Source organism: Herbaspirillum rubrisubalbicans (genome assembly GCF_003719195.1).
Taxonomy (GTDB): Bacteria; Pseudomonadota; Gammaproteobacteria; order Burkholderiales; family Burkholderiaceae_D; genus Herbaspirillum; species Herbaspirillum rubrisubalbicans.
The window spans coordinates 3,009,573-3,024,633 of the sequence record NZ_CP024996.1 but is presented as its reverse complement, the minus strand read 5'-3'; the positions used below and the strand labels follow the sequence as shown (position 1 = coordinate 3,024,633).

Annotated in this window: 16 protein-coding genes and 1 pseudogene; 9 read left to right on the top strand and 8 right to left on the bottom strand. The window is 62.7% G+C overall.

The genetic code is table 11. The features are described 5' to 3' along the window. Nucleotides 1-137: 137 nt before the first annotated feature. The 6 genes and pseudogenes from RC54_RS13545 to RC54_RS13520 all read left to right on the top strand — a co-directional run bounded on the left by RC54_RS13545 (nucleotide 138) and on the right by RC54_RS13520 (nucleotide 5,179). Nucleotides 138-2,105: an AsmA family protein gene (locus tag RC54_RS13545; RefSeq protein WP_058895675.1), complete on the top strand. Its 1,968-nt coding sequence runs from the start codon at nucleotides 138-140 to the stop codon at nucleotides 2,103-2,105. Between the two features lie 290 nt (nucleotides 2,106-2,395). After that, a pseudogene (locus tag RC54_RS13540) lies at nucleotides 2,396-2,623 on the top strand (response regulator); the annotation flags it as partial. 316 nt (nucleotides 2,624-2,939) lie between these two features. Next, nucleotides 2,940-3,881 (top strand): hypothetical protein, encoded by a 942-nt coding sequence (locus RC54_RS13535; protein ID WP_061789832.1) that lies wholly within the window; start codon nucleotides 2,940-2,942, stop codon nucleotides 3,879-3,881. Between the two features lie 43 nt (nucleotides 3,882-3,924). Beyond that, nucleotides 3,925-4,320, top strand: a complete 396-nt coding sequence (locus RC54_RS13530; protein WP_058895672.1) for a hypothetical protein — start codon at nucleotides 3,925-3,927, stop codon at nucleotides 4,318-4,320. A 14-nt stretch (nucleotides 4,321-4,334) separates the two neighbouring features. Then, on the top strand, nucleotides 4,335-4,613 hold the full coding sequence (locus tag RC54_RS13525; protein WP_164471218.1) for a calcium-binding protein: 279 nt from the start codon (nucleotides 4,335-4,337) through the stop codon (nucleotides 4,611-4,613). 152 nt (nucleotides 4,614-4,765) lie between these two features. Then, the gene (locus tag RC54_RS13520; protein ID WP_082686058.1) at nucleotides 4,766-5,179 is read left to right on the top strand and encodes a DUF2306 domain-containing protein; all 414 of its coding nucleotides are present in this window, start codon (nucleotides 4,766-4,768) and stop codon (nucleotides 5,177-5,179) included. Nucleotides 5,180-5,182: 3 nt separating this feature from the next. Here the strand turns inward: RC54_RS13520 and RC54_RS13515 are convergent, their stop codons facing one another. From RC54_RS13515 to RC54_RS13485, 7 genes are all read right to left on the bottom strand, one after another. Next, entirely contained in the window at nucleotides 5,183-5,878 is a 696-nt protein-coding gene (locus RC54_RS13515; protein ID WP_058895670.1) for a VIT1/CCC1 transporter family protein, read from the bottom strand. 132 nt (nucleotides 5,879-6,010) lie between these two features. Next, nucleotides 6,011-6,895 (bottom strand): MBL fold metallo-hydrolase, encoded by an 885-nt coding sequence (locus RC54_RS13510; protein ID WP_061789831.1) that lies wholly within the window; start codon nucleotides 6,893-6,895, stop codon nucleotides 6,011-6,013. 28 nt (nucleotides 6,896-6,923) lie between these two features. Further along, nucleotides 6,924-7,352, bottom strand: a complete 429-nt coding sequence (locus RC54_RS13505; protein ID WP_061789830.1) for a DUF6691 family protein — start codon at nucleotides 7,350-7,352, stop codon at nucleotides 6,924-6,926. 12 nt (nucleotides 7,353-7,364) lie between these two features. After that, the gene (locus RC54_RS13500) at nucleotides 7,365-7,799 is read right to left on the bottom strand and encodes a YeeE/YedE family protein (RefSeq protein ID WP_061789829.1); all 435 of its coding nucleotides are present in this window, start codon (nucleotides 7,797-7,799) and stop codon (nucleotides 7,365-7,367) included. A 2-nt stretch (nucleotides 7,800-7,801) separates the two neighbouring features. Next, a complete protein-coding gene (locus tag RC54_RS13495) occupies nucleotides 7,802-8,119 on the bottom strand; it encodes an ArsR/SmtB family transcription factor (protein WP_058895666.1) in 318 nt (105 codons plus the stop codon). Between the two features lie 112 nt (nucleotides 8,120-8,231). Beyond that, on the bottom strand, nucleotides 8,232-8,453 hold the full coding sequence (locus RC54_RS13490) for a hypothetical protein (RefSeq protein WP_061789828.1): 222 nt from the start codon (nucleotides 8,451-8,453) through the stop codon (nucleotides 8,232-8,234). Between the two features lie 193 nt (nucleotides 8,454-8,646). Next, entirely contained in the window at nucleotides 8,647-9,540 is an 894-nt protein-coding gene (locus RC54_RS13485) for a LysR family transcriptional regulator (protein ID WP_058895665.1), read from the bottom strand. Between the two features lie 99 nt (nucleotides 9,541-9,639). On the opposite strand from RC54_RS13485, the gene RC54_RS13480 reads away from it, so the two are divergent. The 3 genes from RC54_RS13480 (at nucleotide 9,640) to RC54_RS13470 (ending at nucleotide 14,220) form a co-directional block, all read left to right on the top strand. After that, nucleotides 9,640-11,187 carry an NADH-quinone oxidoreductase subunit L gene (locus tag RC54_RS13480; RefSeq protein ID WP_058895664.1) on the top strand — a complete coding sequence of 516 codons (1,548 nt, stop codon included), beginning with the start codon at nucleotides 9,640-9,642 and terminating at the stop codon, nucleotides 11,185-11,187. Between the two features lie 22 nt (nucleotides 11,188-11,209). Further along, entirely contained in the window at nucleotides 11,210-13,738 is a 2,529-nt protein-coding gene (locus tag RC54_RS13475) for a YbcC family protein (protein ID WP_061789827.1), read from the top strand. A 113-nt stretch (nucleotides 13,739-13,851) separates the two neighbouring features. After that, complete coding sequence (locus RC54_RS13470) at nucleotides 13,852-14,220, top strand: hypothetical protein (RefSeq protein ID WP_058895662.1); 369 nt, start codon at nucleotides 13,852-13,854, stop codon at nucleotides 14,218-14,220. A 30-nt stretch (nucleotides 14,221-14,250) separates the two neighbouring features. Here the strand turns inward: RC54_RS13470 and RC54_RS13465 are convergent, their stop codons facing one another. Continuing rightward, nucleotides 14,251-15,045, bottom strand: a complete 795-nt coding sequence (locus tag RC54_RS13465) for a sulfite exporter TauE/SafE family protein (RefSeq protein WP_058895661.1) — start codon at nucleotides 15,043-15,045, stop codon at nucleotides 14,251-14,253. Nucleotides 15,046-15,061: the final 16 nt, after the last annotated feature.

Here is a 15,061-nt window from a genome sequence, read left to right as displayed (position 1 = left end):
CCCTCCTATAGCCATCGGTTGACGGCAAGCTGATACTGTTGCGTTTGACGCGTTCACAGCGGCAGCATTGACGACAACAAGGCAAGGGAGGGCTCATGCGGCTTGCTTGGCACACGGCGCCGAGGCGAAGGACGATAGTGCGGATCTTCACCTGGAGCATCGCCGCGCTGGCCGCCTTGCTGGCGGTCCCCATCCTGCTGGTCGCCCTGTTGGACTGGAACCTACTCAAGCCCTGGTTGAGCCGGCAGTTTTCCGTGGTGTTGTCACGCGAGATCAGGCTCGATGGTCCGATCAGCCTGTCGTGGTCGCTGGCCCCCAGTAGCCCGCAAGGTGGCGTGTCCTGGCTGCCGCAACTGCATTTGACGGCCCAGGACTTGCAGATCGGCAACCCCGCCTGGGCCCACAGTGCCGCTCACCTGCTGCGTGCCCAGCGCCTGGATCTGCACTTTTCCCCGCTGCCACTGCTACGCTGGCACTGGCACGTCACCGACCTGCGCATCGATGGCTTGGACCTGGTCATGGAGCGCGTCGACGAGCACCACAAGAACTGGCGCTTTTCCGACCAGCCACGTTCCCGCTGGAGTTTCGACATCCATCAGATCGTCTTCGACCATGCCCTGATCCGCTATGTGGACCAGCCGCTGGACCTGGACTTGCGCTTTGATGTCAGACCACTGACATCAGATATCAACCGTGCCGCCGCGCTGCGTGATCAGCGCGATCAGCGCGATGATGGCGCCCTGATGCTGCAGGCGGCCGTGAGCGGTCGCTATGGACAGGCGCCAGTGCAGGGCCAGCTCCGTGGCGGCGCCTTGCCGGATCTGTTGAACGAAGGCAGCGTCTATCCGCTGCAAGCCGAGGGTGAGGTAGGGGCGGTGCATACCGTCATCCACGGCAATCTCATTGAGCCTCACCATCTGCAGCGCGCCGACCTGCGCATCCGCTTGAGCGGTGACAGCCTGGATCGCCTGTATGCGGCAACAGGGGTACCGCTGCCTTCGACTCAGCCTTTCAGTACCAGCGGTCAACTGACCATCACCCGTGTCGATGCCGAAACCCGGGCCTGGAACTGGCGCTACGAGCACTTCAGTGGCAAGGTCGGCGATAGCGATTTCGCCGGCGATGCCACCTATTACCGTGGACCACCCAAGAATCATCTGACGGTACAGGCCGAGGCCGCTCTGCTGCGCCTCTCTGACTATCTTCCGGCAGCCGGGACGAAGGAAGCGGGCGGCTCATCCAAGTCGCGCGTGCTGCCCGAAAAACCCGCCCAGCCGCAACGCTGGGCCAAGCTCAATGCCGATATCTCCCTGCAAGCCAAGCGTGTGCAATTGCGTCCTGATCTGGAGTGGCAGGACGCCAGCGTCACGCTGCGCCTGCAGGACCAGGTGCTCACTGCCGCACCGCTGCGTTTCAGCATGGCGGGTGGCAAGGGCGAAGGCGAACTCAGCCTGGATGGTCGCCAGTCTGAGATCGGTTCGCACCTGCAAGTGCGCCTGCACGAACTGCAAGTGCGCCAGCTATTTCCTCGCCTGGCCAAGCTTGATGCCAGCTTCGGCAAGCTAGATGGACAAGCCACGCTGACTGGCCAAGGCAATTCGGTGACCGCCATGCTAGCCAGCGCCCATGGCGAGATCCAGGCCGATCTCAGCCAGGGCACCATCAGCCAGTTCATTCTGGAAGCGGCCGGGCTGAACCTGGCCAATGCCGTCTTCGCCAAGTTCTATCGGGACCAGCAGGTCAAGCTACTGTGTGGTGCGGCCGATGTGCGCATCCAGAACGGACTGGCCCAGGTCCGGCGCGGCATCCTCAATACCGAGGATGCGGCCATCGACATCAGCGGCGAGGTCGACCTGGGCAAACAGAGCCTGGCCCTGAACGTCTATCCACGGACCAAGCAGATGCGCATCCTGTCGCTGCGCACTCCTTTGTATGTACGCGGCAGTTTTGCCAAGCCGGACATCGGCGCCAGCAAGAGCGGCCTGGCCGCACGCACCGGCGCGGCCGCTGCGCTGGCACTGGTGGCGCCGATGGCGGCCGTGATCCCGCTGGTCACTCCTGGCCAGGCGATCCCGGACGATTGCACGCCGCATCCGGCACAGTAGGCATTGCATCGTGCCAGAGCGACCGGAATATTTGGCGAGGCGAGGAGCATTTTGCAGGGGCCGCGGTCATGGTGGGGGATTTGTCCGGGAAGACCGCCCCTGCGCGGAGGTCTCCATTACCATGCCGACAAGCTCTACCGTGACGACGCTGCCGTTGGCGGATGACGCTCATCACTACAAGTCCACCAGGAAAGGCGTTACCTTGGATCAGCAAGCGGAAATGGATGGCAAACATCCCCTTAGCAGTGCCTACCGTCACGCCCTGCTGAAGGCGATCGATGACGGTTTCTGCCGTCGGCCTGCGCAATGGCATGAATAGCCGCCAACTGGCCGACGCCATCTGCGCCCCGCGCCCGGAATTACCGGTACTGTTCGTGACCGGCTATGCCGAAAATGCAGTGCTCAATCACGGTCATCTGGCGCGCGGAATACAGGTGCTGACCAAGCCGTCTGCGGCCGATGTGCTGGCGCGCAGGGTGAAGGAACTGGTGGGGGACGATGGCCCTGCGCCGAAGTAAATCATCCAATCGCAAGTTGGCCTGTGGTCGGAATAAGGAAACCGGCACAACGATCTGATTCTCCATCAAAAAATAATATAAATAATTTCGACAAAAGAAGGCTTGTTCTCTATCTTTGGGGACAAGCTTCTCCTTCTTGAAGAATCATCTGTGCTTTCCAATCGTTGGAGTGCGGCATGCAATTCCTCCTGGCAGGAAGCCCGTCTTGCGGGGCGCTAGCGCCTGACACGTCCCCTATTTGTTCTGCAACGGCTTATTTCTTTGGTGCCACGCATCGTGGCTTTCCATGCTGCCTGTCCGATATTGAGATGAGGTCATGACTTCTCCCTCCAACAACAATGAGACCAAGGCTCGTCAGAAGCGCGGGCGATGGGTGATCGTCATGGCGTTGATTGTGCCCATCCTCTTGTGCGCCGTGGTCTTTCTGCCCGTGATCTACGTGGGGGCGCTCAATCTGGGTACGCCAGGTCCGATTCCAGGTCTGAGGACTGCTGATTCTCCGCGTGAGTATGTGATCGGTGATCTTGGCGGAATGCCGGTCAAGATCGACCACGGGATAGTGCGATACATCGAGTACGACGGCGATCCGCGTCCGGGTGAGAAACGTAAAGGACCGTGGCCAACGCGGACCTATGCCTCGCGGCTAAGTAGCTTTCTTTTCTACGTGCGCTATCCCGATATGGGTTCATTGACCAGCGAGGATATGAAAGCTGATTTTGAACGGTATCACCCCTTGTCGCGGCCGATCGAATATGGACTGCGGCATAAAAATCCTTGGCTTACCGGTGGGATTCAGTCGGGATCAAGTTATCCCGGACATGGATTTTTGGACCGCCTGTATCAAGCAACGACTTCTCACCCCGAGAAGCAAATAGTGGGTAGCCAGCTTGTGCCCTTGACGTCTGAGATCCCGGGACTGGAATTGTTCGTGGATCTGGGTACTGATCCGATTAGCGGCGAACCATGGCGATATTTGAGCATCGGGTCTGGAGATACTTATTTCCACCGTGGGCCAAGCGGCAAGACGACGACATTTATTCATTGTAACTATCGCAGTGGAACTAGGAATTACGCCTCATGTAGCCAGGATTGGAGCATGGAATCTTTCGATTTGAACATCTGGGTCAGCGTGCTTTACATTCCGGCGCTCCTGCCTCAATGGCAGGACATTCAACTTAAGGTCAGTCAGTTCATCTTGACCTTCAATAATCCTGAAGTGGTCGCATCAGATCTTACTGGCTCGAACGCCGGTCGATGAATCCATTTCTGCAAGTCTTGGCACCTAAAAAAGGAGATTTAAAATGTCACAACCTCAAGCATTGACCGAACAAGATATCGCCGACTACGCGACAAAGATTCGTAAAGGAAATACGAACGAAGAGAAGATGTCGGCGGTAATCGATGTCTATCAGCAGCTATATGACAAAGGCTACTCGTATGCTGGCTGGGCCTTGGGAGTGGCGAAGGCGAATACTGTTACTGGAACTGCCGCCCTAGACTATCTAACGGGTACTGCGTTGATGGGAATCGGTAACGAACCCATGTGCCGAAATCTGACTCCGACCCAAATTGACAAAATTAGAGTCGACATGGCGTTGGAGACATTGGCCCAGTTCAGTACTCTGGCGCGTGTAAGCGGTGGCGTGTTGATGTCGTCAACATCGACGATTGGTACGGGACTGACAGGGATTGCATAAAGATCGGTGCGGGAGTGAGTGAGCTACAGATCTGGCTGCGTCGCGTTGAAGATGATCTGGAATTGAGCTTGTTTGAAACCGGAGACAAGCTCAGCGTCAAGGAGTGGTTCACGGACGTCTCCAAGCGACTGGATCGCATTGAGTTGAGCAACGGCAGATGGCTTGGGATGGATGATGTTGAGCCGCTGGTATCGGCCATGTCCACTTTTGCACCGCCATCCGTGGGCCAGGCTGGTTGGTCGGCCAGTTATCAGGCGGCCTTGGGCGCCGTCATAGCGGCAGGTTGGCACTAGGGCCTGTTCACATTTAATCTCGCACTCGCAGATTAAATGTGAACAGGCCCTAACTGCATTTGGCGGCGCCGTATCCACGTTTCGTCGCATCCTGCTTTTTGCTTACCGGCCATATCAGCACAATCGCCCCATCGATTTGCTGAAAGCCTGCCATGGCCCTCACCCCCATCATCGTTATCCACCTCAACGCGGCCCTTGCCGCCGTCCTGATCGGCCCGCTCGCCCTATGGACCCGCCTGAGCCGCACCGTGCGGCCGCGCTGGCATCGCGCCCTGGGCTACGCCTGGTTCACCTGCATGGTAGCCACGGTGTGCTCGGCGCTGTTCATCCGTTCCCATGACTTGCCCAACATCGCCGGCTATACGCCCTTGCATCTGTTGATTCCGGCAACGGCTTTCCTGCTCTATCGCGGACTCTGTGCGGTGATCAGGGGCGATATCGCGCAGCATCGGCGCATCATGCAGCGCGTCTATCTCGGCGCCTGCGTAGTGGCCGGTGCCTTCACGCTGCTGCCCTCGCGCTACCTGGGGCAACTGGTCTGGGGGCAATGGCTGGGCTGGTTGTAAGCCCTAGAGCGCAGCGCCGAAGAAGGAACCGATGGCCGCCGTGCAAGCCATGGCCAGCGAACTCCATACACTCACACGTAACGCGCCCTTCCACAGATTGGCACCTCCTGTCTTGGCGGCCACCGCACCCAGCACCGCCAGCGAGAGCAGGGCGGCGATGACGATGGCCGGCAGCAGGGTCGCAGCCGGGGCCAACAGCACCACGGCCAGCGGCAAGGCGGCACCCACCGCAAAGCTCAAGGCCGAGACCAGCGCCGCCTGTACCGGTCGTGCCGCGGTGGTTTCGGAGATGCCGAGCTCATCGCGGGCGTGGGCGTCCAGCGCATCGTGGGCCATCAATTGGGTAGCGACCAGGTGCGCGGTTTCCTGGTTCAGGCCGCGGCGCATGTAGATGCCCATCAGTTCGCGATGCTCGCCTTCGGGGTCGGTGGCCAGTTCTTCCTGTTCCTGGCTCAAGGCGGCCTTTTCGCTGTCGGCTTGCGAGTGTACCGACACATATTCGCCGGTGGCCATCGACATGGCGCCGGCGACCAGTCCGGCCACCCCGGTCAGCAGGACATTGTCATGACTGGCATTGGCCGCGACCACGCCTACCAGCAGGCTGGCGGTCGATACGATGCCGTCGTTGGCACCCAGGACGGCGGCACGCAGCCAGGAGATGGCGTCGACCTTGTGATGTTCGAGATGGAATTTGGGCATGACACGGCAAGCGGGCGAGTTTGAATTGGCGCAGATTCTAGGGCCGAGCTGGCGGTAACGCTACGACAATTAGCGAAAATGAGGGTAATTCGCATTTGGTCGCCCGCTATGCCGACGTGGAAGCTCGCCGATTTACACCGCGTTGAGCGGGATCTTCAGGTAGCGCACGCCATTGGCCTCGGGCGGCGGCATCTGGCCGGCGCGCATGTTGACCTGCACCGAGGGCAACAACAGCACCGGCATATCCAGCGTGGCGTCGCGCGCACTGCGCATGGCCACGAAGTCGTCTTCGCTGATGCCTTCATGCACGTGGATATTGTGCTGGCGCTCTTCGGCTACGGTGGTCACGAAGCGCAGTTCGCGGCCATTGGGCTGGTAGTCGTGGCACATGTAGAGCCGGGTCGCCGGCGGCAGCGCCAGCACCGCATGAATCGACTGGTACAGGCGTCGCGCATCGCCACCGGGGAAGTCGCAGCGGGCCGTGCCATAGTCCGGCATGAAGAGCGTATCGCCGACGAAGGCCGCCATCTCACCGGCTGCTTCGACTACATAGGTGAGGCAGGCCGGCGTATGGCCGGGCGTGTGCATCACGCGCGCCGGCAACTGGCCGATCAGGAAAGTCTCGCCATCGGCGAAGAGGTGATCGAACTGGCTGCCATCATGTTCGAATTCGGTGCCGGCATTGAAGAGCCGGCCAAAGACCTGTTGCACCTGGCGGATATGTTCGCCGATGGCGATGCGTCCGCCCAGCTTCTGCTTCAGGTAGGGCGCCGCCGAGAGGTGGTCGGCGTGGGCGTGGGTTTCCAGGATCCATTGCACGTGCGCGCCCAGGGCCTCGACGCGGGCGATCAACTGGTCGGCGCTGCGAGTGGCGGTGCGACCAGACTTGGGGTCGTAGTCCAGGACGCTATCGATGAGTGCGCATTGCCCGCTGGCACGGTCCAGCACCAGGTAGCTGACGGTGCTGGTGGCAGGGTCGAAATAGCCTTCAATGTGCATATTTTGCAGGTTTTCCATGACGTTCCTTGAAAGGGGCTTGCCGGCTTCAGCCGCGGGCAGGGCGCTGCAGCCAGCCAAACAGCTTCATCCCGGCCAGCATGGCCAGCACGAAGGCCAGACCTCTGAGTGAACCCATGCCAAGCAAGACCAGTGCCGGTCCAGGGCAGATGCCGGCCATGCCCCAGCCGACACCGAACAACAGGCTGCCCAGCACCAGGCGGCGATCGATACCGGTGGCGCTGGGCAATTGCAGGGGTGCACCCAGCAGCGACTGCTGGCGCTTGCGGGCCCAAGCAAAGGCCGGTACACCGATGCCGATGGCACCCGCCATCACCAGCGCCAGCGAGGGATCCCAGGCCCCAGCCAGGTCGAGGAAGCCCAGCACCTTGGCCGGATTGGCCATGCCGGAGACGATCAGGCCCAGGCCAAAGATCAGGCCGGCGACCCCGGCGCTTAAGCTGAATTTGACGTTCATATGAATCTTTCTTCAAAGGCCCAGGAGGTGGCGCAGCACATAGACACTGGCAAAACCGGCCATCATGAAGCAAAACGTCGCCATGGCCGAGCGCAGCGAAAAGCGTGACAGCCCGCACACCCCATGACCGCTGGTGCAACCGGCGCCATAGCGCGTGCCCAGGCCCACCAGCAAGCCGGCCAGGATGATTTGCGGATAGCCGGCCTCGATCTGGCTGGCGGGCAGGGCGGTGACGGCGCCATACAAGAGCGGGGCTGCCACCAGGCCCAGCACGAACAGGCCGCGCCAGGCCGTATCAGGGTTGCGCGGCGTCAGCAAGCCGGCCACGATGCCGCTGATGCCGGCAATGCGGCCATTGAACAGCAGCAGGACGGCGGCGGCCAGTCCGATCAAGAGACCGCCGATCAAGGACCAGCCGGGGGTGAAGGTGTGCCAGGCAATCTGCATCGTCATTCCTTGGGACAGTAGAGGTGATACATCAGCCCCAGCATCTCCAACAGCCGGGGATCGGCCACGCGGTAATACACCCTCTTGCCCTCGCGGCGGGTACTGACCACGCCTTCGGTGCGCAGCACGCCCAGTTGCTGGGACAGCGTGGGCTGGCGGATATCGAGTGTCTGTTCCAGTTCGCTCACGCACATTTCCTGTTGCGACAGTTGGCACATCAGCAGCAAGCGGTCTTCGTTGGCCAGCAACTTGAGGGCCGCCACCGCTTGCCCGGCGGCGTGGCGCATCTGGTCGGCTTGCAGGGGAACGCGGGCATCCATGGGCTTGATTCAATATGCAATTCAATATTATATTGAAATATATAGTAATGGCCGTGCCTATCGATTGCAAGTCAAAACGAAAGCGCAGTTAAAGTGCGCAGCTAAAGAGCGTTCAGGAAGCGGCGTGGATCAGGTCGATCAGGTGGCGGCTGGCCTGCTTGGCAGCCGCCATGGCTTCTTCTGCAAAGGTGAAGGGGGCATCCTGGTCGCAGAACTGCAGTTCGCCATTGATGTAGAGATCCCAGGTCCAGCCGGTGCCGCTGCCTGTGTCGCTAGGGCATTTGAGCTCTATCCTGACCAGCTCGTCGCGGTACCTGAAAATTGCCTTGCGCATCTTTTCCGCCGATTTTTCTTATGTGAAGCAGCAAGCTCGACCAAGCTCACCCCTGAGCTGCCGAAGTGTACGTCATGAACACCTGGCATGGGTGCAATTAGATTGCAAATATGGCAATAAATCAAGATGATTCTACTCGTGGGTAACATTTATTTCTCACGAGTAATACACCATCTGACGGCGTGTTTCGATTTCAAGCCGCCTGCGCACCTTCACCCAGCAGAGGCTCAAGCAGGTCGGCGTAGTGATGATGCGGTGTGGTGATGGCATAGAAGCTCTCCACCAGTTCGCTGGCCTGACCCGCCGCCACCAGAGTGCCGTTGCGCAATTCATCCTGCACCACCACCTCGGGCAATACCGTGAGCCAGCCGCTGTCGCGGGCGATCAGGCGCAGCATGGCCATGTCATCGACTTCGGCGCGCATCCGCGGGCGCACGTCATTGGAGATGCACAAGGCGTCGAACTGCATCCGCAGTGCATGACGCGGGCCGGGCAGGGCCATATCCAGTCCTTCCAGGTCTTGCGGAATGCGCAGGCTGCGTGCTTCCCAGCGGTGCGCCGGGCCCACCACCGAGACCGCTTGACTTCCCAGGAAGCGGCAGTGCAGAGGCCGGTCAGGGTCGGAGGGCACGGTTTCGTTGGCCAGCACCACGTCCAGCTGGTGCTGCATCAGGCGTTCCAGCAGGCCTTCCAGCAGGCCCGATTCCAGCGTGAGCGATACCGAGGGGTCCGAAAGCATCGGGCGAATCCAGTTTTCCTGGTAGTTACGCGACAGCGTGGCCACGCTGCCCACCCGCAGCCGCGTTACGCCGGCTGAACGGCCCTCCAGCCGGCCCAGCATTTCCTGGCTCAGGCCAAAGATGTTGTCGGCATAGGTGAACACCAGTTGCCCGGTATCGGTCAAGGTCAGACGGCGGCCTTCGCGCAGGAAGAGATCTTCTTCCAGCTGCTTTTCCAACTGACGGATCTGGGCCGAGACCGCCGATTGCGAGGTATGCAGCTCTTCGGCGGCACGCGTGAGGTGGCCCAGCTTGGCCACGCGCCAGAAATAGCGCAGATGATGAAAGTTAAGCTGTTCTAGGCGCATCGTTCGTATTTATCAATGATTTCGTTCTGATAAATGTAATTTACAGAACGATCAATGGCAAGCATCATGGCCCCATTCCAATGCATGAGGTTTTCTGTCATGACGACGCTCCCCCTTCTTTCCACCATCGCCTGGGCGCCTCCGGTGCTGATGCTGGTCACCGCCGCCACATTGGGCCTGTTCCCTCTGGTGCCGGCACGCGCTTGGAAGCTGTTCCAGGCCATGTCGCTGGCCGCGCTGCTGCTGACCTTGGTCACACTGTTTGCCGACCGTCAGGCTAGTCCCTGGCCAGGTGTACTGCATCTGTCCGTGCTGGGAATGCTACTGTCCGTGCTGGTGCAGGGCCTGGGCACGGTGATCGGCAGTTTCTCGGCACGCTACCTGGAAGGTGAACCGGGCCAGCGCCAGTACGCCGCTGCCCTGGCCGCCGTGCTCTGTGCGGTACACCTGCTGCTGCTGGCGGATCACTGGATCGTGCTCATCGCCGCCTGGGCGGTGGTCGGCCTGGCGCTGCAGCGGCTGCTGTGCTTCTATCCCGAGCGTCCCTTCGCACGCCTGGCCTCCTTCAAGAAAAGCATTGCCGACCGGCTGGCCGACCTGCTGCTGATCGCGGCCGCTGTACTGGCCTGGACCACCGTGGGCAGCGGCTCCTTACCGGCACTGTGGGCGCATCTGGCCCAGTACGGTATGTCCACTGGCCTGCAAGCCAGTGCCATGTGTCTGACGCTGGCGGTGATCTTGCGTACCGCTCTGTTGCCGGTCCATGGCTGGTTGATCCAGGTGATGGAAGCGCCCACGCCGGTCTCGGCGCTGCTTCATGCGGGCGTGGTCAACCTGGGTGGCTTCGTGCTGGTGCGTTTTGCGCCCTTGCTGGAGCAGGCCTTGCCGGCGCGTAGCGTGCTCTTGCTGGTCAGTGCCGGCACCGTGCTGCTGGCCGGGCTGGTGATGCTCACCCGCATCAGCATCAAGGTCAAACTGGCCTGGTCTACCGTGGCGCAGATGGGCTTCATGCTGCTGGAGTGTGCAGCCGGACTGTATCTGTTCGCGGCATTGCACCTGATCGGCCATTCGCTCTACAAGGCGCACGCCTTCCTGTCGGCTTCCTCGGTGGTGCGCGAGACCCGCCTGCACGCCTTGCACAGCCCGGCGCAGCCCGCGGGCATCAGTGTGGTCCTGGCGCCGGTGGTGAGTCTGGCGCTGGTGCTGGCCCTGCATAGCGCCAGCCCCCATGCGGCCTGGCCCTGGTGGTGGAGCGGCGTGCTGGGCCTGGCCTGGGCGCCCTTGCTGTGGCTGCCCGCCAGCAGCGGTACGGCACGGGTGCGGCGCGCACTGCTGGGTCTGCTGGGCGCCGCCGCGCTGACATTGGCGGCCTTGCTGGCCCACTTGCTGCCACTGCAGATCGCCGACGCCCCCAATACCTTCTTCGGTGTGGCCGCCCTGCTGACCATGCTGGCGCTCTACACCTGCATGGGCTTGCTGCAACTGACGCCGCACAGCATGGCGGCCTGGCGTCGCCGCAGCTATGCCGGCTTTTACCTGGACGAAGCCTACACCCGCCTGGCACTGCAATGCTGGCCCGCCCACTGGGCCCCCAGCGCACGCCGTGCCGCCAGCGAACTGGTGAGCGATGGCTCCCGCCCGCACTGAACCGAACCCGAGGAGAAACCGTATGAACGCCTTGCATCAAGACAGCCCGACGCCCACCGCCACTTTGATTCCGATCTGGAGTGACACCCTGGAGCAGCAGTTGCAGCAAGCCTGCGTGGATGCTTGCGGCGCCATCGCCCCGGCCTGGCCCCTGGACCGCGCCATCGCCGTCAATCCGCACTGGTCGCGCGTGAAGATGCCGCTGCGCCAGGTGGCTGCCCGCATGGCCCTGCTGGGCGGGATCCAGGTATTCCCACCGCGGGACCAATTGCAGCAGGCCTGGGACCAGGGCCGCGTGACCCGCGCCGATCTGGACTATGCGCTGGCGCAATCCAGCCAAGCCCAGGAGCGCGGCTTGGATGCGGCGCACTGCCTGGCGGTGTTGGCCTCGGCCGCTCTGCCGCCGCGCCTGCCGCTGTTGATCGACGTGCTGGACAACGACCCCCAGCGCCACACCCGGCTGTCCTGGCGTCAGGCCATCACGCACCAGGTCAGCCAGACCTGCGCCGCCTACTTCGACCAGCACCAGGCCGACTGGCAACCCGAGCGCGGTCGTGGCCTGTACGCCTTCTGGCGCGAGACGCTGGAGCACGACCACGGCATCGGCCTGTTGATGGGCCTGCCGCATATCGCCGACGGTATCAAGGCGCTCCCGGCCTGCGCCCGTGAAGCGGAGCGCTGGGTCATGCAACGCCTGGCGCTGCCGCCCGAGGTCTGGGCCGACTACCTGGAGTCGGTGCTGTTGACCGTCAATGGCTGGGCCTCCTGGTGTGCTTACCTGGGCTGGCAGGCGCAGCTGGAAGGCAGCAGCGACGAGCACCTGCGCGAACTGCTGGCCATCCGCATGGCCTGGGGCGCCTTGCTGCTGGAATGCAAGGACGATGACGCCGCCAGCCACGCCTTCCACACTGTGCAGCAAGCCTGGGCCCGTTCCCAGGAACGCTTACAACAGGCCCAGCAAGAACTGCTGGTGGACGAACTCTGGCAGCTCGCCCTGGAGGCCGGTTACCAGCGCCAACTGGCAAGCGCCTTGCGGCAGCAGGGCGCGGCCAGCGTGAAGGATGCGGCGCGCGTGGAAGTGCAGGCCGCCTTCTGCATCGATGTGCGCAGCGAACCGCTGCGGCGCGCCCTGGAGGCCGTGTCACCAGGCATACAGACGCTCGGCTTTGCCGGCTTCTTCGGCTTGCCGGTAGCCTATACGCCGCTGGCCACCCAGGCCAGCCGCCCGCAATTGCCGGGTCTGCTGGCGCCGGCTTATCAGGTACAGGACGTGGTCGCCCCGTCCGGCGCCGCCGATAGTGGCGTACTGGCCGAGGCGGTGGCCCGCGCCCGGCGCAAGACCCTGGCGTTCCAGGATCAATGGCAGGGCAATACGCGCTGGCCGGGCTCGGCGTTTTCTTTCGTCGAGGTGGCTGGCGTGACGGCCCTGGGGGGCTTGTGGAAGTGGCTGCGCCCCGGCCAGGGCGAGCGGGCGCGGGATGACCTGGCCGGTTTGCCGACCCGCTATCGCGAACTCTGTCGTCCGCAACTGGTGGGCGTGGCGCTGGCCGAGAAGGTAGCGCTGGCCGAGCGCGTGCTGCACGCCATGGGCCTGGACCGGCAGGTGGCACCGCTGGTGCTGCTGGTGGGCCATGGCAGCCAGACCACCAACAATGCCCACGCTGCGGCGCTGGACTGTGGCGCCTGCTGTGGCCAGACTGGCGAGGTCAATGCGCGCACGCTGGCGCAGTTGCTCAATGAGCGCGAGGTACGGCGTGGTCTGCTGGAGCGGCAGATCGTCATCCCTGAGGATAGTCACTTCCTAGCCGTGCTGCACAACACCACCACCGATGAAATCGAAGCCTTCGACCTGGATCTGTTGGAGCCGGCGGCGCAAGCGCGCTGGCAAGCCCTGCAACCGCTGCTGGCCGAGGCCGGCGACCGCGTGCGGCGCGAGCGTGCGCCGCGCCTGGGCGTGGCCGATGCCGCGCTGGATGCACCGGCCTTGCTCAAGCAATTGCGTCGGCGCGCCAACGATGGTGCCCAGCCCCGTCCCGAGTGGGGCCTGACTGGCAATGCCGCCTTTGTCATCGCGCCCCGTGCGCGCAGCCGCGGGCTGGACCTGGGCGGGCGCTGCTTCCTGCATGACTACCAGGCCAGCCAGGACCGCGACGGCAGCGTGCTGGAATTGCTGATGACTGCCCCCATGCTGGTGACCCACTGGATCAACTGGCAATACCACGCCTCCACCAGCGACCCGGCGCGCCTGGGCAGTGGCAACAAGCTGCTGCATAACGTGGTGGGCGGCACCATCGGCGTATTCGAGGGCAATGGCGGCGACCTGCGTATCGGCCTGTCGCGCCAGTCCTTGCATGATGGTCGCCAGTGGGTGCATGAACCCTTGCGCCTGACGGTAGTGATCGACGCCACGCAAGAAGCCATCGATGCCATCGTCAGCCGCCATGCCATCGTGCGCCAGTTGCTGGAGCATGGGTGGCTGCATCTGTGGCGCTTTAGTGAAGAAGGTTTCGAGCAATGGCGGCGCGAGGGCTGGAAGTCGCTGGCACTGTGAATTTTCTTGCAGGGGTGACCACTTCAATACGCGCACTGGCCCGTTACACCTGCTGCGCGAGGCCATCCACGGCTACAATCTGTGCCCAGTACACAAGCGATGAGATCCCCGAGATGAAGACCTACACCGTTGTGCCCTGGCTGGTTGTGCTGCTGGCGCTGTCAGGCTGCGCCACCGAAGCCTACCGCGCCACCGAGAACCTGTGCGCGCCGGCCGCCTATGCGCAATATCCGGTGATCCAGCAGACCCGCATGGAAATGCGCAGCCGCCCGATCCTGGTGCCCACCGGCCAGACCCGTTGCTCCTCGGTGACCAATGGCAACCGTACCGATACGGTGTGCCAGGACATCATGCGTACCGAATACCAGCCTTATCCGGTCTACGTCACCGTTGACATCAACGAATACGGCCGCGACCAGGTCATCACCGCCTGCGCGCGCAACCAGTGCATGAAGACCCACGGCAATCCTGATTGCAAATAAGCCGGCGCTGGCTCTGCCTGCTTCGGCTGGTCAGTGCACCGATTTCACGATCAGGCCCAGCGATACCGCCATGCACACCACCGAAAAGGCCAGCTTCAGGTGCGCCGGATGCCAGCGTACCGCGAGCTTGCCGCCGAACAGCATCCCGATCACCGCCCCCGCCGAAAAGGGCAGGCCGATGGCCAGGTCGAAGTGCCCGCTGACCATGCTGGTGGCGACGCTGACCAGGGAAATGAGCGCAATCACCGCCAGCGAGGTTGAGACCACCGACTGCATGGCCAGGTCTGAAAAACGCTGCAGTGCCGGTACGATGACGAAGCCGCCACCCACCCCAAGCAGACCCGAGAGCACTCCGGCCACGCCGCCCATGACGACCAGGCGACTGGCGCAGCGGGGTGTCCAGACGAAACGCCCGCTCTGGTCACGCAGGCAGGGACAGTCCGCATTGACAGTGGCCGCGACCGTCTTGCTGCGACGGGCATCACGCAAGCCTTTGAAGGCCACCCATAGCATGACCACGGCAAAGAGTAGTGTCAGATAGCGGGTATCCAGTTGATGGGCCAGCCACGTCCCCGCAGGCGTGAGCACGATGCCGATGGCGGCAATCAGCAGCGCCGCACGATAACGCACAATGCCGGCGCGCAAACCGATGAGCGCCCCCATGGCCGAGGCGATGCCCACTGCCAGCAGACCGATCGGGCCGGCCTGCGGCACGCTCAGATGCTGGCCGAACACCAGCAAGGGGATGGCCAGGATGCCGCCACCGGCGCCGGTGAGGCCCATGATGCAGCCCACCAGCGCTCCCAGCAACAGACTGATGCTCATGGCCTGGCCTTGGAGG